Source organism: Acidibrevibacterium fodinaquatile (genome assembly GCF_003352165.1).
Taxonomy (GTDB): domain Bacteria; phylum Pseudomonadota; class Alphaproteobacteria; order Acetobacterales; family Acetobacteraceae; genus Acidibrevibacterium; species Acidibrevibacterium fodinaquatile.
Window position 1 is genome coordinate 2932949 of sequence record NZ_CP029176.1, and the last position, 19274, is coordinate 2952222.

Here is a 19274-nt window from a genome sequence, read left to right on the forward strand (position 1 = left end):
TTTCGCTTCCCATTCATTCCAAAGTGTGATTTAGCTATCCGCCGCTCAGGATTGGCGCATGCGCGGTTCGCCCTTTGCGCCGCGCCGCGTCCCCGAGTTGGGAGAACGCCCTTACGAACACGTGCCTGCTCCGGCAAACCCGAATAAACAAAAACTTACGGGAGGACTCGTAATGTCTCTGCTGAATGCGTTGACACTTGCCATCGGCGTTCTGGCCGCCGTCGCGACTTGGCTGTTTCTCGGCCCGCTCGGTGGCGTTTTGCAAATCTGGGTGGCGTTCGTCGCCTGGGGCTGTTTTTACCATTGCGGCGGTCAGGAGGCCGGCCTCAAAAACACCATTCTCGGCATGATCTTCGGCGCTGTCATCGGCTGGATAGCGATGCTGGTGCTGGTTTTCGTGCCGCTCGGGGCCAGCCTGGGGCTGCCGATCTGGGCCGGCATCGTCGTCGGCGTCGGCGTCGCGGTGCTGGTGGTCGCGGCGCGTTGTCCGCTGTTTGCGACCATTCCGGCCAATGTCTATGGCTTTGCGACCTTCGCGGGCTTCGCGCTGTTGACCAACGGGCTGCCCCGCCTCTTGGAACCCTCGCTGGCCAATCCGCTGATCAATACCGCGCTGTCGGCGGCGATCGGCGCGGTGTTCGGCTATCTCTCGCAGAAACTCGGGATCGCGCTCACCGGCGCCCCGGCGGCGCCCGCTGCCTCGCCGCCGGCCGCCGTCGCGCGCGGCCCGCAGGCGCCGATCAGCAAAGTCATGGTCGGCGAATCGCTGGTCGGCGACGGCAATGAGGTCGCGCATATCGATTTGCTGATCGGCCCGCGCGGCAGCGCGGCGGAGACGGCGTTCTGCAACGCGTTGGTCAACAACAAAGACGGGTTCACCTCGCTGCTCGCGGTGGTGGCGCCCAATCTTTTGTGCAAGCCGGCGACGGTGATGTTCAACAAGGTGACGATCAAGGGCGCGAAACAGGCGGTGCAGATGTTCGGCCCGGCGCAGCACGCGGTGGCCAAGGCGGTGGCGGACAGTGTCGCGGAAGGGGTGATCCCGGAGAGCGAGGCGGATGATCTTTTCATCTGCGTCGGCGTCTTCATCCACTGGCTGGCCGACGACGACAAGAAGATCCAGGATTTCAACTATCGCGCGACCAAGGAGGCAATCGCCCGCGCCGTCCGCGGCGAGCCCAAGGCGGCGCAGGTGGTGCAGCAGCGAAACAGCGTCTCCCACCCCTTCGCCGCCTGAGAGGCATCGGGCGCGACCGAAAAAAACCCGGAACGCGCGGTTCCGGGTTTTTTTTATCCTTGATCAGGCCGCTTCGGCGCGGATGGCGTCCGTAAGCGTCGAAAAAATCCGCTCAATATGCGGGGCTTCCACGATCAGCGGCGGCGAGAGCGCGATGATATCGCCGGTGGTGCGGATCAGGACGCCATTATCGAAGCAGCGATGAAACACCCTGACCGCGCGATCGGCGGGCTTGCCGGCGCGCGGGGCGAGTTCGATCCCGGCAACCAAGCCGAAATTGCGGATGTCGATGACGTTGGGCAACCCTTTGAGGCTGTGCACCGCCTCCTCGAACGCGCCTTCCATGGCGCGGGCGCGGCCGGGCAGATCCTCGCTGCGGTGCAGATCGATGCTCGCGATCGCGGCGGCGCAGGCGAGCGGATGACCAGAATAGGTATAGCCGTGGAAAAGTTCGATGCCGGCCGGGGCGTTATCGACGATGCCACGATAGATTTCGTCCTTGACCGCAACCGCCCCCATCGGCACGGCGGCGTTGGTCAGGCCCTTGGCCATGGTCATGATATCGGGTGTCACGCCGAGCCGCTCGGCCCCGAACGGCGTGCCGAGCCGGCCGAAGCCGGTGATCACCTCGTCGAAAATCAGCAGGATCCCGTATTTGTCGCAGATTGCGCGAAGCCGCTCGAGATAGCCGCGCGGCGGCACCAGAACGCCGGTTGACCCCGCGAGCGGCTCGACCATGACGGCGGCGATGGTTTCCGCGCCATGGAGCGCGACGAGATCCTCGAGAATATCCGCGAGATGCGCGCCCCACGCCGGCTGGCCGCGCGAAAACGCGTTATGCGCCGGGGCATGGGTGTGGGGGAGATGATCGACGGCGGGCAAAAGCGCGCCGAACTGTTTGCGGTTGCCGCCGATGCCGCCGACCGACATGCCACCGAAGCCCACCCCGTGATAGCCGCGCTCGCGCCCAATCAGGCGCACCCGCCCGGCCTCGCCGCGGGCACGGTGATAGGCAAGCGCGATCTTGAGCGCGGTATCGGCGCTTTCAGAGCCGGAATTGGTGAAAAACACCCGATCGAGCCCGGCGGGCGTCAGCTCCGCCACTCTCGCCGCCGCCTGGAAGGCGGATTGGATGGCCGAGCTGGAAGGTCGGCGCAAAATCCATCTCCGCCGCCTGGCGCTGGATCGCCTCGGTGATTTCGCGCCGGCCATGCCCGGCATTGACGCACCAGAGCCCGGCGGTGCCGTCGATGACCTCGCGTCCCTCGGGCGTGTAGTAATGCATCCCCGACGCGCGGGCGAGCATCCGCGGCGCCGCTTTATAGGCGCGATTGGCGGTATAGGGCATCCAGAAGGATTCGAGATTGTTCGGGCGCGGAGACGCGATTTCGTTCATGGCGGCAACCTTTCGCGAGCGTGATCGGGCGAGCCTGCCGCGTCCGCGCTCGCCGGACAAGCCATGGCGGGCGGATTTTTCAGCCGCGTGGGCGAAAACGGTTGGTGAGCAACGCACCAGCGCCGCCGGCCAGCATGAGAAGCGCCATCGGCCGCGCCGTGCCGTCATTGATCAGCCCGACCGCCGTGCTGAAAAGCGCGCCGAGCACGAATTGACCGGTGCCCATCAGGGCCGAGGCGCTGGCCGCCTGCGCGGCATGGCGCGAAAGCGCGCCGACAGTGGTGGTCGGCATCAAAAAGCCCAGCGCCGCGAGATAGCAAAAGAGCGGCGCGGCGAGCCCGGGCACGCGACCCCAGCCGGTGAAGGCGTCGAGCGTCAGCACCATCGTCGCCAGCGCGGCGACGGCAATCGCGGTATCGAGCACCCGGTCGGTGCCGAAACGCGGCAGCAGGCGGGCATTGACTTGGGCCGCGAAAATGAAGCCGGCGGCATTCATGCCGAACAGCATGCCATAATGCGCCGGCGTGATGTGATATTGGCTGATATAGGCCGCCGGCGAGCCGCCGAGATAGGCGAAGAGGCCGGCCATGGCAAAACCGCCGCAGAGTGCGTTGGTGATGAAACGCGGCTCGCGCGCGATCGCCGCATAGCGCCCGAGGAGGCCGATCGGGCCGAGCCGGATGCGCCGGCTCTGGGCCAGGGTGTCGGGGAGGAAGCGCCAGACCAGCAGCGTGCAGATCCCGCCATAGACCGCGGCGATCCAGAAGATCAGGCGCCAGCCGGCAACGGCGAGAACGGCGCCGCCGGCCGCCGGCGCGAGGATCGGCACCACGCCCATGACCAGCATCAGCCGCGAGAGCAGCCGCGCTGCTTCATGGCCGTCGGTGAGGTCGCGCACGACCGCGCGCGGCACCACCATGCTCGCCGAGCCGCCGATCGCGGCCAACGCCCGCCAGATCGAGAACCACCACAGGCCCGGCGCCAGCGCGCAGCCGACTGAGGCAAGGGCATAGAGCGACGTTCCAAAAATCAACGGCGCGCGCCGCCCGAAGCGATCGGACAGCGAGCCCTGGGTGATCTGGCCGAAAGCGAGACCGATGAACCAGGCGGCGAGCGTGATCTGCGCGCCGCCCGCCCGGCCGCCGAAATCCGCCTCGATCAGGGGAAAAGCCGGGAGATACATGTCGGTCGAGACCGGCCCGACGGCGGTGAGCACGCCGAGCAGCAACGTCAGCCAGATCGATGGCTTCATGCCGGGGAAAACTCCATTCCGTCGCGCGCCCGCGGCGTCCGGGCGGCCCGGCACATGCGGCCGGGCAGAAAATGCCGGCCGCGCGGCTCTGCCCATCGGCTTAGCGCGAAGATCGGCAGCGGCGCGAGCGCAAAATTCTGGCACGAGGTTTGCGTCTTCCCGCCTCAGCGTCACAGGGACGCAGAGTGCGCCAGAATTGGAGAGCCCACCATGATCAGCCATCTCTCACATCGGCTTCTCACGCAAAGCCAGAGCTGGACGCCCCCGACCGGCAGCGGCAATGCCGACGTGCTCGCGGCGCAGGACGCGCAAAAGAACGCCGCGCCAAACAGCGCCGCGGCGATGGCGGCGAATGTCAGCGCCGCGGCCGGCCTCGGGGCGCAGCCGACCTCCTTCGCCGCGGCGATGAACGCGGCCGGCACGATCTCAAATCCCGCGACCGACAACAGCGATGATCCCACGGGCGCCGCCGCCGGGAGCGAGGCAAGCGACACCGCCGAGACGCAGCAATTCGCCCTCGCCGGGCCGCTGCTCGGCCATCATCATGGTTCGCTGCTAAGCGCCGGCACCAGCGGCACCCCAAGCCAGAGCCCAGGGAGCGCCCAAGGCACAATCACGCCACCCTCGTCGGCAATTGCCAACGCGCTGCACGCCTATCGGCAATCCGCCGCCCACGGTCTTCACTGAGGCGCCGCCGGCGGCGCGTCAGTCAAGCCAGAGCGGGGATTTGAGCTTGGCGAGGAACGCCTCATGCGCGGCACGCTCGGCGTCACTGACCAGGATCGGGCGCTCGCGGCGCGCGCGGTCATGGGCATAGGCGATGGCGGGGGCGGCGGCGCTTTCCGCTGCGAGATCGAGCCCGCGCTGACGCCCGCCGGTGAGCTCGACATAGATCTCAGCAAGCAGCCGGCAATCGAGCAAGGCGTTATGGGTGGTGCGCGCCGAAAGATCGATACCGAAGCGCCGGCAGAGCGCGTCCAAACTGTTGGGCAGGCCCGGAAACCGCGCCTTGGCGAGCATGAGTGTGTCGACCATGCGGCCGCGATCGAGGGCCGGCGCGCCGATCCGGCGCAATTCGGCGTCGAGAAAGCCGAAATCGAACGGCGCGTTATGGGCGATCAGCGGGCCCGCGCCGAAAAACGCCAGCAATTCCTCGGCGATCTGCGCGAATCGGGGTTTGCCGGCAACGTCGCGCGCGGTGATGCCGTGAACCCGCACCACCTCTTCCGGGATGTCGCGTTCGGGATCGATGAGGGTGTGAAAATGCCGCCCGGTCGGCAGATCGTTGATCAGTTCGAGGGCGGCGATCTCGAGCACGCGATGCCCGTCGGCGGGATCAAGGCCGGTGGTTTCGGTATCGAATAATACGGCGCGGGTCATCGGAGCGTCCGGAGAATGAAGCGGCGCACTTGCCGCCAGGCATGATGGCGAGAAAGCCCGGTCCGCACCACGAGATCGGCGCGGCGGCGCTTCACCGCGTCCGGCATCTGGCGCGCGATGATGGCGGTGATCTCGGCGTCGTTCATCTGGCGCCGCGCCCGCACCCGCGCCCGTTGCACGGCGGCCGGCGCGGAGACGACGATCACGCTGTCGAGCCGCCGGTGGCCGCCGGTCTCAAACAAAAGCGGGATATCGAGGATCACGGCGGGCGCGCCGTGCCTCTGGGCGCGCGCGATGAAGCGGCGCTCAGCGGCGCGCACCAGCGGATGGATGATCGCCTCGAGACGCGCGAGCGCCGCCGGCTTGCCGATCACGGCGGCGCGCAGACGGGCGCGGTCGATCCGCCCGTCATGGACGGTGCCGGGAAAGGCCGCGGCGATCAGCGGCACGGCGGCGCCACCCTTGGCTTGCAGGTTGCGCACGACGCGATCGGCATCGAAAACCGGCAGATGGGCGCGGCGGAAAAGCGCGGCGGCGGTCGATTTCCCCATGCCGATGCCACCGGTGAGGCCGATCAGGCGCATGCGCTGGCTGCCGGATCGGGCCGCAGCAGATCATCGGCGACGAAGCGATAAAGCGCGGCATCGACCTCGGGTTCGACGCCGAACCAGGCCGCAAACCCCGGTGCCGCCTGATGGAGCAGCATCCCAAGCCCGCCGACGACGCGGAGCCCCGCCGCGCGCGCAGCGCGCAGCAGCGGGGTTTCGAGCGGCACATAGACGATATCGGCGACCACCAGGCTCGCCCGGGCGTGCGCGAGATCGAGCGCAAGCGGCGGATTGCCGCTCATCCCGGCCTGGGTGGTGTTGACGACCAGCGCCTGATCGGCGAGTGCCGCCGCACGCGCCGCCCAGGGAAGGATCGCAAGCCCCGGCAGCGCCGCCGCCAGCCGAGCCGCCGCCTCTTCCCGCCGCGCCGTGAGGCTGACCGCGCATCCCGCCTCGAGAAGGGCGCTGGCGATCGCGCGCGCCGCACCTCCGGCGCCAATCAGAAGCGCCGGCCCGGCGGCGGGATCGACCCCTTCGGCGCGGAGATGGGCGAGAAACCCGGCGCCATCGGTGTTGCTGCCGTAAACCCGGCGGTCGCGGAAGATAAGCGTATTGACCGCGCCGGCGCGCCGTGCCGAGGGGGCGACCTCGTCACAGAGCGCGAACGCCGCTTCCTTGTGCGGCAAGGTGACGTTGAGCCCGGCAAAACCGCAGCCGACCAAGCCGCCGATCGCGCGCGCGAAATCCGCCGGCGCGACGGCGAGCGGCACATAGGCGCCATCGATCGCATAGCGCTCGAGCCAAAACCCGTGCAACCGCGGCGAGCGGCTATGCGCAACCGGCCAGCCGACAACGCCGGCGAGCCGGGCTTTTCCGGAAAGGATGGGCATTGCCCTAGCAAACACGGGCGCCGGCGCAAGATCAAGCCTGATCAGCCGGCCAGCCGGTATCAAGCCGGGCGGCGGCGGCCCGCAAGGCCCGCAGCGCGCAGCGGGTTTCCCGCGCCAGCGTGATCAGCGCCGGGATCTGCCGCGGATCGGCGGCGAGCGAGACGATCAGCCTTCCCAACGCGACGCCGCCGCCCGGATCGAATGCCGCGATCGCCGCCGGCGGCAGGCTGCGCCCGGCGGGATCGCCGATCGCGCGCATGACTGCGAACGGAATGCCATGCCGCTCGGCAGCGCGCGCAACCGCGCCGCTTTCCATATCCACCGCCGCCGCGCCGAAGGCTGCAAACAGGCGGGCTTTGGCGGCACGTTCGCCGACGATGCCGGGGCTTGCGAGCATCGCCACGGCGTTCGCCCCGCCAAGTGCTGCGGTCAGGGCCGGGTCGGTGGCAAAACGTTCCCCATCCGGTGTCACCACCGCCTCCGGCACGACCAACGCCCCTGGGAGACGGGCGGGGTCGAGCCCGCCGGCGATCCCGAAGCTGATCAGCGCGGACGCCTCGTCCGCCAGCCTCTCGGCGCTCGCGGCACCGATCCCAATCGCGCCAAGGCGGCGGGCAATGCGCGCCTCCGCCCGCATCCCGACGATGAACGCGGCGCCGGTAAGGGGTTTTTCAGAAGCCGTACGCGACACGGCGCTGGTTGCGGTGGCGAAGGGCCTTGAAGCGAGCGAGCGCGAGCTGCGGGAAATATTGCTTGTAGCCATGGTAGCGGAGGTAAAAAACGCGCGGGAAACCGACCGCGTTATAGGGCTGCTCGACCCATTCGCCGTTTTCCTGCTGCGCGGCGGCCAGCCAGGCGATGCCGCGCGCAACCGCCGGGTGATCGGCCCTGCCCGCCGCCATCAGCCCAAGCAGCGCCCAGGCGGTGTGGGACGGCGTGCTCACTTTGTAGCGCCCCGGCGGCGCCCCGGCATAGGTTTCCTCATCCTCGCCCCAGCCGCCATCGTCGCGCTGGGTCGCCAGCAGAAAGGCGACGGCACGTTCGATCGCCGGATCGTCATGCGGCAGACCAGCGGCGTTGAGCGCGCAAAGCACCGACCAGGTGCCATAGATGTAATTGGTCCCCCAGCGCCCGAACCAGCTGCCATCCTTCTCCTGCTCGGCACGCAGCCAGGCGATCGCGCGGGCGAGCACCGGGTCGGCGGCATCCATCCCGGTCTGCGCGAGGAAGGAGACGCAGCGCGCGGTGACGTCGGCGGTCGGCGGGTCGAGCAGCGCCCCATGATCGGCGAACGGGATATGGTTCAGGAACTGGTGGTCGTTATCGGCATCGAACGCTCCCCAGCCGCCGCCCCGGCATTGCAGGCCGATGATCCATTCGCGCGCGCGCGCGATGGCGGCGGCGTGGGCGGGATCGCCGCTTCGATGCAACAGCATGCCGACGACGGCGGTGTCATCGACATCCGGGTAATGCGGATTGGCATATTGAAACGCCCAGCCACCGGGGCGAACCCCCGGCCTTGCCATCGCCCAGTCACCGACGACATCGGTGATCTGGCGGGCGGCGAGCCAGTCGCAGGCGGCTTTGAGGCGCGGGTGATCGGCGCCCTCGGTTTCGGCGAGCGCGTGGCCGGCGAGCGCGGTATCCCAGATCGGCGAGACGCAGGGCTGGCAATAGGCGCGCTCGGCGCCGATGACGAGAAGCTTCCGCACCGCTTGCCAGGCGATCGCGGCATCAGGATGGTCGGGGGGGGTGCCGAGCGCGTCGAACATCATCACGCTGTTGGCGATCGCGGGATAAATCGCCCCGAGCCCGTCCTCGCCATTGAGACGCTCGCGGACAAAGGCGACCGCGCGCCTGATCGAGATGTCACGAAACCGCGCCGGCACCAGCGGGTCGAGAACGCGGAGCACAGTATCGAGCCCCTTGAAAAACCGCCCCCACAGCGAGCGATAAGGGCCACGGATCCAATCTTTGACCTGCTCGGGCGGGGTTACGAATAATTCCTGGACCCTGACGCCGCGCGGGTTACGCGCCCGCGGTTTTTTCGCCATGAGCACGAGGAGCGGCACAATGACGGTGCGCGACCAGTAGGAGACGCGCCAGAGATTGATCGGGAACCAGCGCGGCGCGATCATCAGCTCGGCCGGCATCACCGGCACCGCGCGCCATGGCACTTCACCGAATAGCGCGAGTTGGACGCGGGTGAAGACATTTGCCCGCGCCGCGCCGCCGGCGGCGAGGATGGCGGCGCGTGCCCGCGCCATGTGCGGTGCCTCGGGCGCATCGCCGATCGCTTTCAGGGCAAAATAGGCCTTCACGCTCGCCGAGAGATCGAAGCCGCCATCGTGAAACAGCGGCCAGCCGCCGTGATCGCCCTGAATTTCGCGCAAGTAAACGCCGATTTTTGCTTCCAGCGCGGGCTCGATGCGATCGAGATAATGTTCGAGCAGGACATATTCCGCTGGGATCGTGGCATCGGCCTCCAGCTCATAGACGAAATGCCCGTCCGGGTTCTGGCGCGCAGCCAGCGCCGACGCGCCGCGGGCGATGGCGTCGGCAAGGTCAGCGGAGGGGGTTTGCGGCAGCTCAGTGTCGCGCGGCATGGCGGAGAACCCTCTCGATAATCCCCTGGGCGGCAAGATTGCCCGACCTGATCGCACCTTCGATCGTCGCCGGCAAGCCGGTCGCCGTCCAGTCGCCGGCGAGCAGGAGGTTGGCGAGCCCGGTTTCTGGCCCGGGGCGGCGGCGGTTCTGCTCGGGGCTCGCGAGAAACGTCGCCCGCCGCTCGCGCACGAGACGCCAGGGGGGGAGGCATGGCGGGATCGCGCCGGCAACGCCGAGCACCGCCGCGACATCGCCCCAAACCGCTTCGGCGAGGGTCTCGGGCGGCGTGTCGGCGAAGCGATTGGCGGCGCTGATGGTGACGGAGACGATGCCGGGTTTGACGAACACCCATTCCGCGACCCCGCCGATCACCCCCCAGAACCCAGCCGGGCCGGGATCGGCATGGAGGCGAAAATGAAGATTGAGGATCATCTCGAAGGCGTCGGGGACCGTGAGGCCGGGCAGGAGCTCGGCGGCGATCCATGGCGGCACCGCGAGCACCACCTGGTCACCGGGGGCGAAGTCCGCCGGCCCGGCGGTGGTCGCGATCGCTCCGACGGCGCCGTCTCGGGTGGTGAGGGCGGTCACGCGGCGGGCGAGAAAAATCTCGCTGCCGCCGGCCGCCAACGCGGCGAGCGCCGGGTCGATGAAACTCTCCGAGAGACCATCGCGCGGGAAGGCCGGGATGCAGGCAGCCCCACCGCGGGCCAGCGTCTCGCCGACCACCGCGCCGAGCAGTGAAGCCGAGCCGATCTCCGGCATCGTATTGAGCGCGGCGATCGCAAGCGGCGTGATCAGTCGCAGCGCGAGTGCCGGCGCGAGCGGCAGATCGGCGACCCGCGTTTCGCCGCGCGCGCGAAGCACATGGCGGAGCGCGAGGTAATCACCGGGGCTTGTGCCGGGGACGCGCCGGCTCGGGGCAAAAATCCACCACGGCAGGCGCGAGCGGCCGGGGCGGAGCTGCCAGCGCGTGCCATCGGCGCGGTCGAAAAACGGAAAAATCGGCGCAGGCGGCCCGGCCAACGTCGCCTCCGTGCCGAGGCGGCGAAGATAGGCATAGGCGGCGCGGTTGCCTGAGAGCAGAAGATGATTGCCGTTATCGATCCGCGCCCCGAGCTGGCGATCGAAATAGGAGCGGCAGCGCCCACCCGCCGCCGGCCCGGCCTCGTAAAGCGCAACGCGCAGGCCGGCGTCCGTAAGGGCGAGGCTGGCGGCAAGCCCGGCGAGCCCGGCACCAATGACATGCACCCGCATCAGAGCACACCGTAGCGGCAAGCGAGCCAGAGCTTTTGCCACTTGCCGAGCTTGACCGGCGTCTCCAAGCGCTGCCAGCCGCGCTGGCGCAAGGCCGCGAGGAGGGCGGCATAGGTCGCGCCCATCAGCCGCGCCGGGCGCATCGCGCGGCGGTCGCACGCCGCCATCGCCTGGTCGGCCGCGCGAAAATAGGCCGCCGCGCGCTCGGCGATGCGATCGCAGACCGCACCGAGCCCAGGGGCGGTGAGCGCCCGTTGTGGATCGCGCGGCACCCCCGCCGCGTCGAGCCATTCCGCGGGCAAATAAAGCCGCCCGCGCGCCGCGTCCTCGGCGAGATCGCGAAGGATGTTGGTGAGCTGCAAGGCCCGCCCGAGAGCGAGCGCAACCGCATCGGCTTTGGCCGAGGAATCGCCAAACGCGCGCACCGAAAGCCGCCCGACGGCGACCGCGACGCGATCGCAATAGAGATCGAGGGTCGCAAGATCAGGCGCGATGATCGGCGCGCCCGCGTCCATTTCCATCCCGTCGATGATGGCGAGAAAATCATCCTGGCGCAGCGCGAAACGCCGCGTCGCCGCCGCCAGCACGCGGCTGATCGCGTTATCGCCGCGGCCGTCGGCGAAGCCGGCGACGCGCCGGCGCCAGAGCGCGAGCGCCGCGTTCTTCGCGGCAAGTTCGCCGGGCTCGTCGGCGATGTCATCGACCTCGCGGCAAAACGCGTAAATGCCATACATCGCCGCCCGTCGCTCGGGCGCAAGCACGCGCATGCCGTGATAAAACGAGGTGCCGGCGGCGCGCACGGCGTCCGTCACCGCGGCGAGATCGGCGGGATCGAGCCCGAGCGGCGTGGTCATGGCAAGAAGCGGAGCGCGCCGAACGCGGCGGCGGCGATGTCGAATTTGCCGAGCGCAACGCGCTCTGCGAGCGGATCGCCGGCGGCAAGCCGCGCGCTCAGGCGGCGCGCAAGCCCGACGATCACCGCCGTTTCCAGCCGCAGCCGACGCGCCCGCACCGTGCCCGGCAAGCGTGCCGCGAGCGGCATGAGCAGCGCGACCTCGACGAGCAAAGCATCGAACACGCGGCGTAGCGCCGGGCTCGCGCGCGGGGCTGCGAGATCGCTGACGGCGGCACCCTCTGCGCCGAGCAGATCCGCCGGCAGATAGCAACGATCGAGCGCCGCCAAATCCTTGGCGCAATCCTGCAAATGGTTCAGCACCTGCAAAATGACGCAGAGCGCGTCAGACGGCGGATACGTCGCTTCCTCTTCGCCATGGAGATCGAGCACGTGCCGCCCGACCGGCATCGCCGAGAACGCGCAATAATCGTAAAGCTCTTCCCAGCTCGCATAGCGCCGCTTGGTCGCATCCTGGCGGAACGCGTGCAGGAGATCGCAGGCGTGGCGCGGCGTGACGCCGGTTGCCGCGAGGCTCGCGCGAAGCCGCGCCGCCGAGGGCGCGGCGCCATCGCCGAGACGGCCGAGCAGCACTTCCTCCATCGCGTCGAGCCGGGCGAGTTTTTCCTCCGGCGGCAAGCGCGGATGATCGGCGATGTCATCGGCGTTGCGCGCGAAGGCGTAAAACGCATGCACATGGTGGCGGAGATCGGGACGGATCAGAAAGGAGCCGACCGGGAAATTCTCATCCCCGCGATCCTTCCCCGACCACGCCTCGACGCCGGCGACACTCATGCCGGGCCCGCCCCGTAAGCGCGCGCTTTCCACGCGACACCCCGCCCGCGCGCATGGTTGACCGCGGCCGCGATCGTTGCCGCCATGTAGAACGCTGCGATCAGCGGCAGGGCCAGCGCCCAAAGCGGCGCGCGGCCAAAACGGCGGAGCGTCGGCAGATAGGCGCTCATGCCGGCGAGCCAGCCGAAGGCGCCGAGAAGCCGCGGCACGCCATGGCCCAGCAGGGCGAGCGCCGGCGGCGCGAGCCAGACCAAAGCCATCGCCAAGGTCGTCGCTGCGAGCAGCAGCCAGGAAAAGCGAAGCTGGACGAACGCGGTGCGGGTGATCATGCGCCAGATATCGCCGAGGCCGGGATAGGGGCGCAAGCTCTCGGCGAGAACCCCATGGCCGAGCCAGATCCGCCCGCCCACCTTGACGTGCCGGGCCAGCGTGACATCGTCGATCAACGCGCCCCTGATCCGCGCGATGCCGCCGATCCGCGCCAGCGCGCGGGCACGGATCAAGACGCTGCCACCGGCCGCCGCCGCCGTCGCGCAAAGCGGATCATTCACCCGGGCGAAGGGGTAGAGCATCTGAAAAAAGAACACGAAGGCCGGCACCAAAGCGCGCTCGGAAAAACTCTGGCAGCGGAGCCGCACCATTTCCGAAACCATATCGAGCCGGCCCGCTTCGAGCTTGGCGGCCAGCGCCGAAAGATGGCCCGGCGCGTGGCGGATATCGGCGTCGGTGAAAAAGAGCAGCGGCGTCTGGCTGGCCGCAACGCCTTGCGCCAGCGCCCAGAGCTTGCCGCTCCAGCCCGCCGGGCGCGTTGCCCCCGCGATCACCGTCAGACGCTGATCGGCGAGCGCACGGGCGCGGGCGGCGGTGTCATCGCTGCTCTCGTCATCGACCAGGATCACCGAAAACCGCGGATAATCCTGCGCGAGCAAGGAGGCGAGGGTCTCCGTGATCACCGCTGCCTCGTTGCGCGCCGGCACGATCACGGTGATCGCCGGGGGCTCGGCGAGCGGCCTCGGCGGCGGCGCGAGAATCGGCCCCGCCTGCCAGAAGCGGCCGTGAAAAAACAGCAGATAGACCCAGATCACAGCGGACAACGCCGCAATGGTGCCGATCATGCCGACCGGCGTGCCTTGGCCGGGCGCAATTTGCCGCTGGCGCGAAACCAAGCGATCGCATCGGCAAGCGCCGCCTCGGCCGGGCGCGGCCGATAGCCGAGCCCCTCGATCGCCTTGGCCGAGGAGAAATACATCGGCGTTCGCGCCATGCGCAGATGTTCGCGCGTCACCAAGGGCGGAATGCCGAAGGCGCGCGCCAACCCCTCGCAGGCCAGCGCGACCGGCCACAGCATCCCCTCGGACAGCTTGAAGCGGGGTGGGCGCGTGCCGGCCAGGCGCGCCGCCCGCGCAAAAATATCGCCGAGCTTCATATTCTCGCCGCCGAGAATGTAGCGCTCGCCGATCACGCCGCGTTCGAGCGCCAGAAGATGGCCCTCGGCGACATCGTCGACATGCACGATATTGAGGCCGGTTTCGAGATAGCCCGGCATGCGCCCGGCGGCGGCATCGAGGATCATGCGCCCGGTCGGCGTCGGCTTGATGTCGCGCGGGCCGACCGGGGTCGAGGGATTGACGATCACCGCCGGCAGCCCCTCCTCGCGCACCATCGCCAGCACCGCCTGCTCGGCGAGATATTTCGAACGCTTATAAGGGCCGATGATCTCGGCCTCGATGACCGGGGTTGTCTCATCGGCGGGGGACCCATCCCGGGTATGGCCGAGGGCGGCGACGCTGCTGCAATAGACGATGCGCTCGACCCCGGCCTGCTGGGCGGCCCGCATCAGCGCCCGCGTGCCCTCGACATTGACCCGCATCATGCTCGCCGGGTCTGGCACCCAGAGCCGGTAATCGGCCGCGACATGAAAGAGATAACGGCAGCCGGCAACGCCCCGCGCAAGGCTCGCCGGATCTTCGAGATCGCCGGTGACGGGCTCGAGCGCGAGCCCGGCGATATTATCGCGCGGGCTTCCCGGGCGCGCCAGCGCCCGCACGGCAAAGCCCCGCGCAATCAGCGCACGCGCCACCGCGGCGCCGACGAAACCGGTCGCGCCGGTCAGAAAAACCGCGTCCGCAGCGCTCATTTCGTCTTATTCCTCTTATTCCTCACGCTCTTTAGACACTCTCCAGCGCGGCGCCGTGGCCGTGCCCCGCGTGCCACGCTCATCTCTTACTAGATCGCGGCCCTTCCTCAAACAGCGGCGCCGGTGTAGGGGCTCTCGGCATTTTCTGACAGAGACCGGTTCGCGTGAAAAAATTTTCGGTTCTCCTCGCCCTCGTGGGCCTCGCGCTGGGCACGCTGCTGATCGGCTGGTTCGGCGCCGGCGGCGTCTTCGGCGCCGCGTTCGCGCTCGGCTGGGTCGGGTTCTTCTGGCTGGTTTTGTGTCAGCTCGGGATTTTGGCGTGGCTCGGTTTGGCATGGCGGACGCTTTTGCGCACGGGATCACCGCTGACCTATGTCTGGGGGCGAATGGTGCGCGATTCCGCCGGGAATTTGCTGCCATTCTCGCAGATGGGCGGCTTCATTTTCGGCGCCCGCGCGATCACGCTGCACGGCGTTTCGGCGCGCCGCGCGGTCGCCTCGACGCTTGTCGACGTCGCCATCGAATTTCTCGCGCAGATGGCCTTCGCCGGTGTCGGCCTCGTCATTCTCATCCTGCGCGTTCCCAACTCCGCCCTGGTCTGGCCGCTGGCGATCGGGCTCGCGCTCGCGGTGATCGGCGGCGCCGCCTTCATTGCGCTCCAGCAAGGGGTGGGGGCGATCTTCCGCGCCCTCACCGAGCGGATTTCCGCCGGCTGGCTGCGCCGCCAAACGGCACGCATCGGTGCGCTGGAAGGCGAACTGAGCGGCATCTATCAGCGGGTGCCACGGCTCGCGCTGGCCGGCTCGGTGCACTTCATCGGCTGGATCTATGCCGGTCTCACGACCTGGCTCGCGCTTCATCTCCTGGGTTCTGCGATCGATGTCGCGAGCGCGATCGCGCTCGAAGCGATTTTACAAGCCGGGCTCAATTTCGCGGTACTCGTTCCCGGCTATCTCGGCGTGCAGGAAGCAGCGCTCGCCGCGATCGGCGCGCTGTTTGGCGTCGCGCCTGAGGTCACTCTCGCTTTCTCGCTGATCCGCCGCGCGCGCGATATCGCGATCGGGGTGCCGGTGCTGCTGCTGTGGCAGGCGTTCGAGGCGCGGCGGGTGCGCGAAACCTTGCTCTCCTGAATTCACAGAGGCGCTTGCCGCGCCGCCGCCTCGCTCCTACGAAGGCACGATCGCATAACGATCGAGACGTGTCATCAAGGAGGAGCCCCGCATGCAGAGCCACGAAGTTCGCGTCCACCCCTCGAAATCTCCGCTCAAACGCGAAGACCAGCTCGCCTGGAAGATCGCCGCCGTCGCCGCCGACAAAGTCGCGGTGGAGAAAGACGTCGCGGCGATGATCATCAACCGCATCATCGACAACGCCGCCGTCGCCATCGCCGCGATCAACCGCCGCCCGGTGATCTCGGCGCGCACCATGGCACTCGGCCATCCGCGCCGCGACGGCGCGACCGTGTTCGGCCTGCCCGCCGGCCGCCGCGTCAGCCCAGAATGGGCGGCCTGGGCAAATGGCACGGCGGTGCGCGAACTCGATATGCATGACACCTTCCTCGCCGCCGATTATTCCCACCCCGGCGACAATATCCCGCCGATCCTCGCGGTTGCGCAGGCCAAGGGGCGCTCAGGGCGCGATCTCATCCGCGCCATCGCGACCGGCTATGAAATCCAGATCGATCTCGTCCGCGCCATCTGCCTTCATGAATGGAAGAAGGATCACATCGCCCATCTCTGTCCGGCGCAGGCGGCCGGCATTGGAACCTTGCTGCGCCTGCCGACCGAAGTGATCTATCAGGCTGTGCAGCAAGCCGTCCATGTCAGCTTCACGACGCGCCAGTCGCGTAAGGGCGAGATCAGCTCATGGAAAGCCTATGCCCCGGCGCATGCCGGCAAGCTCGCCATCGAGGCGGTCGACCGCGCGATGCGTGGCGAGGGCGCGCCGAGCCCGATCTATGAAGGCGAGGATTCGGTCATCGCCTGGATGCTCGCCGGCCCCGACGCCGTCTATCACGTGCCGCTGCCGGCGCCGGGCGAGCCCAAGCGCGCGATCATGGACAGTTTCACCAAGGAGCATTCCGCCGAATATCAGAGCCAGGCGCTGATCGATCTCGCGTTCCGGCTGCGCGAGAAGATCGGCGATCTCGCGCGCGTGCGGCGGATCGTCATCCACACCTCGCATCATACGCATTACGTGATCGGCACCGGCGCCAACGATCCGCAGAAGATGGATCCGAAGGCGAGCCGCGAGACGCTCGATCACTCGATCATGTATATTTTCGCGGTGGCCCTCGAGGATGGGCGCTGGCATCATGTCGAGAGCTATACGCCGCAGCGGGCGGGGCGGGCAGAGACCGTCGCGCTCTGGCACAAGATCGAAACCCGGGAGGATCCGGAATGGACGCGGCGCTATCACAGCACCGATCCCAAGGAAAAGGCGTTCGGCGGACGTGTCGAGGTGACGCTCGCGGATGGCACGGTGATCACCGACGAGCTGGCGGTGGCGAACGCTCATCCGCTCGGCGCCAAGCCGTTCGGGCGGGCCGATTACATCCGCAAATTCGAAACCTTGACCGAGGGCATCATCACCAGAGCCGCCGCCAACCGGTTTCTCGAGGCGGTGCAATCGCTTTCGTCTCTACGAGCGGAAGATTTACATCTTCTGAATGTCGCGCTGCCGGCGGGGCGTCTCGTGGACGGCAAGCCTGGCATTTTCTGACCGGGCGGATCATTGGCAAAATAGGGGAGTTGGATAATGAGTGAAAGCGAAGTCAAAAAGGGTCTGGTCGGGGTCTATGCCGATGTCACCGCCGTCTCGAAGGTGATGCCGGAGACCAACAGCCTCACCTATCGCGGCTATGCGGTGCAGGATCTCGCGGAGAATTGCCGCTTCGAGGAGGTCGTCTATCTGCTCTGGCACGGTGAATTGCCCTCGCGCCGGCAACTCGCGGCGTTCGAGCGCGCGGAACGCGCCGAGCGCAAACTCACGCCGCGGCTCAAGCGGGTGATCGGCGAATTTCCCCATCGCGCCCACCCGATGGATACGGTGCGCACCGCGGTTTCCTTCATGGCGCTCGAGGATCCCGAAACCGCCGATAACAGCGAGCAGGCGACACGCAACAAGGCGCTGCGCCTGCTCGCCAAAACCCCGACGGCGATCGCCCTCGACTATCGCAACCGGCACGGCAAGCGCGCCTCCAACCCGCGTGAGGATCTGACGTTCGCCGAGAATTTCTTTCATATGTGCTTTGGCAAGGTGCCGGCGAAGGAAGTGGTGAAGGCCTTCGATGTCAGCCTCATCCTCTATGCCGAGCATGGCTTCAACGCCTCGACCTTCACCGCCCGCACCGTCACCTCGACCCAGGCCGATATTCATGGCGCGGTGACGGCGGCGATCGCGGCGCTGAAGGGGCCGCTCCATGGCGGCGCCAACGAGGCGGTGATGCACATGCTGAAAGAGATCGGCAAGCCCGAGCGTGCCCGCGCCTGGCTCGCCGAGCGCTTCGATCATCGTGCCCTGGTCATGGGGTTTGGCCATCGCGTCTATCGCAACGGCGATTCCCGTGTCCCGACGATGACCCGCTACATGGAAAAAATGGCCGACGTCACCGGCGAACATAAATGGATCGAGATCGAGCGCATCCTGGCCGCGGAGATGCTGGAGAAGAAGAACATCCATCCGAATCTCGATTTCCCCGCCGGCCCCGCCTACTACATGATGGGATTCGATATCCCGATGTTCACCCCGATCTTCGTTGCCTCGCGGATTTCCGGGTGGGCCGCGCATGTTTTCGAGCAGGCCGCCGACAATCGCCTGATCCGCCCGCTCTCGCTCTATAATGGGGTGGCCCAGCGCGAGGTTCCCGATATCAAAAGTCGCTGATATAAACTTAATTTTTTGCAAAACTGCCAGCGCCGCAGCCACTCGTGCCGCGGCGTTTTTTCATGGCCGCCGCGGCTCGCCGCGAACTCTGGCACGAGAAAAATTATCCCTTCCGCACACGCGGGAGGCGTCTTTTTGTTGACATCTTCATCTCATTCGTTGAATAGCGGAGTCGGCATGCGCATGTGCGATTCGCGCAAGAGGCCGCAAACGGCGCAGGCTGTTGGATGAGGAACGTAACGGCACGGAATGCCCGGCCGGGAACATCTCAACGGGGCTGGGCAGTGTGACGGCGGAGCGCCCACGCCGATGCTTTCGTTTCCTAACGACGACCCCTTGGCAAATGCCAACAGCAATGGAGTGCTTCACATGACCACCGATACCACCGAAACTTCTGAACGCCGCGCAGCAGCGCTGGCGATGCGCGCGCCGACGCGCCGCGCCTCGACCCGCAGCGCAACCGGCACCACCCGCAAGACGACCGCGGCGAAGAAGCCGGCGCGTGCGACAGCGAAGGCGGCAACGCCACGCAAGAAGGCCGCGACGGCGACGGCGAAGAAGCCGACCGCCGCCAAGAAGCCGGCGGCGGCGAAAAAAACCACAACCGCGAAAAAAGCCACGGCGGCGAAGAAGCCGGCGGCGCGCACGACCGCTTCCCGCGCCACCGGCCGTCGTGTGGCCGCCGCCAAGACGGCCACGCGTCGTACCGCCGCCAAGGCGGCGCCGAAGGCTACGGCACGCAAAACCACAAAAGCCGCGGCTGCGAAGGCCACGTCGCGCAGCCCCGCGAAAGCGACGACCCCGCGCAGCACCGCGGCCGGCAAGAAAGCCGCTGCCGCGAAGCCTGCGGCGCGCCGCCCGCGCAAGGCCGCCGCAGCCGAGATGGCGCCGCAGCCGAGCATGACCGAGACCGATACCTCGAATTCGTGAACCGAATGCGGCTAGTGTCCTGCCCCTGAAACAGAATGCTAGAGCAAGGTAGGTTTTGATTGAACCATCCT

17 protein-coding genes and 1 pseudogene are annotated in these 19274 nt (G+C 67.8%); 5 read left to right on the forward strand and 13 right to left on the reverse strand.

Translation table 11 applies throughout. The features are described from left to right. The first annotated feature begins 172 nt into the window (after nt 1-172). Nucleotides 173-1237 (forward strand): formaldehyde-activating enzyme, encoded by a 1065-nt coding sequence (gene fae / locus DEF76_RS20465; protein ID WP_162800669.1) that lies wholly within the window; start codon nt 173-175, stop codon nt 1235-1237. Nucleotides 1238-1300: 63 nt separating this feature from the next. On the opposite strand, the pseudogene DEF76_RS13940 reads toward fae, so the two are convergent. Beyond that, a pseudogene (locus tag DEF76_RS13940) lies at nt 1301-2633 on the reverse strand (aminotransferase class III-fold pyridoxal phosphate-dependent enzyme). A 79-nt stretch (nt 2634-2712) separates the two neighbouring features. Beyond that, nucleotides 2713-3885, reverse strand: coding sequence for a multidrug effflux MFS transporter (locus DEF76_RS13945; protein WP_114913899.1), 1173 nt, complete (start codon nt 3883-3885; stop codon nt 2713-2715). Between the two features lie 210 nt (nt 3886-4095). Between DEF76_RS13945 and DEF76_RS13950 the strand changes: the two genes are divergently transcribed. Continuing rightward, entirely contained in the window at nt 4096-4572 is a 477-nt protein-coding gene (locus tag DEF76_RS13950) for a hypothetical protein (RefSeq protein ID WP_114912854.1), read from the forward strand. A gap of 18 nt (nt 4573-4590) precedes the next feature. On the opposite strand, the gene dnaQ is transcribed toward DEF76_RS13950, so the two are convergent. From dnaQ to hpnA, 10 genes are read right to left on the reverse strand one after another with little or no spacing between them, the layout of a single operon-like run. Continuing rightward, nucleotides 4591-5265, reverse strand: a complete 675-nt coding sequence (gene dnaQ / locus DEF76_RS13955; protein WP_114912855.1) for a DNA polymerase III subunit epsilon — start codon at nt 5263-5265, stop codon at nt 4591-4593. Beyond that, nucleotides 5262-5849, reverse strand: a complete 588-nt coding sequence (gene coaE, locus DEF76_RS13960) for a dephospho-CoA kinase (protein ID WP_114912856.1) — start codon at nt 5847-5849, stop codon at nt 5262-5264. The genes dnaQ and coaE overlap by 4 nt, the downstream gene beginning before the upstream one ends. Then, nucleotides 5840-6703 (reverse strand): shikimate dehydrogenase, encoded by an 864-nt coding sequence (locus tag DEF76_RS13965; RefSeq protein ID WP_114912857.1) that lies wholly within the window; start codon nt 6701-6703, stop codon nt 5840-5842. Before DEF76_RS13965 ends, coaE begins: the two co-directional genes overlap by 10 nt. 31 nt (nt 6704-6734) lie before the next feature. After that, nucleotides 6735-7394, reverse strand: a complete 660-nt coding sequence (locus tag DEF76_RS13970; RefSeq protein ID WP_162800670.1) for a phosphorylase family protein — start codon at nt 7392-7394, stop codon at nt 6735-6737. Further along, the gene (shc, locus tag DEF76_RS13975; protein WP_114912859.1) at nt 7375-9309 is read right to left on the reverse strand and encodes a squalene--hopene cyclase; all 1935 of its coding nucleotides are present in this window, start codon (nt 9307-9309) and stop codon (nt 7375-7377) included. Before shc ends, DEF76_RS13970 begins: the two co-directional genes overlap by 20 nt. Further along, the gene (gene hpnE / locus DEF76_RS13980) at nt 9293-10564 is read right to left on the reverse strand and encodes a hydroxysqualene dehydroxylase HpnE (protein WP_205216007.1); all 1272 of its coding nucleotides are present in this window, start codon (nt 10562-10564) and stop codon (nt 9293-9295) included. Before hpnE ends, shc begins: the two co-directional genes overlap by 17 nt. Next, the gene (gene hpnD, locus DEF76_RS13985) at nt 10564-11418 is read right to left on the reverse strand and encodes a presqualene diphosphate synthase HpnD (RefSeq protein WP_114912860.1); all 855 of its coding nucleotides are present in this window, start codon (nt 11416-11418) and stop codon (nt 10564-10566) included. Before hpnD ends, hpnE begins: the two co-directional genes overlap by 1 nt. After that, nucleotides 11415-12251 carry a squalene synthase HpnC gene (gene hpnC, locus DEF76_RS13990; protein WP_114912861.1) on the reverse strand — a complete coding sequence of 279 codons (837 nt, stop codon included), beginning with the start codon at nt 12249-12251 and terminating at the stop codon, nt 11415-11417. Before hpnC ends, hpnD begins: the two co-directional genes overlap by 4 nt. Further along, complete coding sequence (locus tag DEF76_RS13995) at nt 12248-13366, reverse strand: glycosyltransferase (RefSeq protein WP_114912862.1); 1119 nt, start codon at nt 13364-13366, stop codon at nt 12248-12250. Before DEF76_RS13995 ends, hpnC begins: the two co-directional genes overlap by 4 nt. Continuing rightward, nucleotides 13363-14388 carry a hopanoid-associated sugar epimerase gene (gene hpnA, locus DEF76_RS14000; protein ID WP_114912863.1) on the reverse strand — a complete coding sequence of 342 codons (1026 nt, stop codon included), beginning with the start codon at nt 14386-14388 and terminating at the stop codon, nt 13363-13365. Before hpnA ends, DEF76_RS13995 begins: the two co-directional genes overlap by 4 nt. Before the next feature lie 164 nt (nt 14389-14552). On the opposite strand from hpnA, the gene DEF76_RS14005 reads away from it, so the two are divergent. The 3 genes from DEF76_RS14005 to DEF76_RS14015 all read left to right on the forward strand — a co-directional run bounded on the left by DEF76_RS14005 (nt 14553) and on the right by DEF76_RS14015 (nt 18273). Beyond that, complete coding sequence (locus DEF76_RS14005) at nt 14553-15518, forward strand: lysylphosphatidylglycerol synthase domain-containing protein (RefSeq protein ID WP_114912864.1); 966 nt, start codon at nt 14553-14555, stop codon at nt 15516-15518. Between the two features lie 91 nt (nt 15519-15609). Then, on the forward strand, nt 15610-17109 hold the full coding sequence (locus tag DEF76_RS14010; protein ID WP_114912865.1) for an MmgE/PrpD family protein: 1500 nt from the start codon (nt 15610-15612) through the stop codon (nt 17107-17109). 36 nt (nt 17110-17145) lie between these two features. Next, nucleotides 17146-18273 (forward strand): bifunctional 2-methylcitrate synthase/citrate synthase, encoded by a 1128-nt coding sequence (locus tag DEF76_RS14015; RefSeq protein WP_114912866.1) that lies wholly within the window; start codon nt 17146-17148, stop codon nt 18271-18273. Nucleotides 18274-18638: 365 nt separating this feature from the next. Here DEF76_RS14015 and DEF76_RS14020 read toward each other — a convergent pair whose 3' ends face one another. Further along, entirely contained in the window at nt 18639-19175 is a 537-nt protein-coding gene (locus DEF76_RS14020; RefSeq protein ID WP_114912867.1) for a hypothetical protein, read from the reverse strand. Between the last annotated feature and the right edge of the window lie 99 nt (nt 19176-19274).